The 436-nt window shown below is 39.0% G+C and carries 2 protein-coding genes; both read right to left on the reverse strand.

Annotated elements, in window-relative coordinates; genetic code table 11:
• Positions 1-12 precede the first annotated feature (12 nt).
• Positions 13-153: a hypothetical protein gene (locus E3E37_RS11150; RefSeq protein ID WP_167717422.1), complete on the reverse strand. Its 141-nt coding sequence runs from the start codon at positions 151-153 to the stop codon at positions 13-15.
• Between the two features lie 6 nt (positions 154-159).
• Positions 160-357 carry a C2H2-type zinc finger protein gene (locus E3E37_RS11155; RefSeq protein WP_167717424.1) on the reverse strand — a complete coding sequence of 66 codons (198 nt, stop codon included), beginning with the start codon at positions 355-357 and terminating at the stop codon, positions 160-162.
• Between the last annotated feature and the right edge of the window lie 79 nt (positions 358-436).

Raw genomic sequence — 436 nt, forward strand, 5'->3', positions numbered from 1 at the left:
TAAAAATTAAATTCAGAAAAGGCCAAACTTCTTTTTCTTCCTTCCCTTATTACTCCACTTGCCCTTAATTTTCCCATCAGGACCGAGCTGATAGTACTTGTGGGTCTTCGGATTGTGAATCCTCTTACCCTTCTTTTTCTTACCGAAGACCATGAGCCCTCACCACAAAGAGAAACCCTTCTTTTTCCTTCTCTTGGCCCTTTCGGCTCTTCTCTCCATCATGCCTAATATGTCTATAGTAGAAGGATCAATCATTCTTCCACCAAATGGAATCTTTACAGAATGACTTTTGGCAATGTGTTGCTGAAGTCCCCTCTTGGTTCTAAACCACCTACCACAATAGGGACACTCAGGCATGGCATCACCACTCAAAATACGAATTTATTATATAAATAAATTTCGTATAAAATTATTTATGGATTATTATGACCCACAC

This window comes from Thermococcus sp. ES12, from assembly GCF_012027515.1.
GTDB lineage: Archaea > Methanobacteriota_B > Thermococci > Thermococcales > Thermococcaceae > Thermococcus > Thermococcus barossii.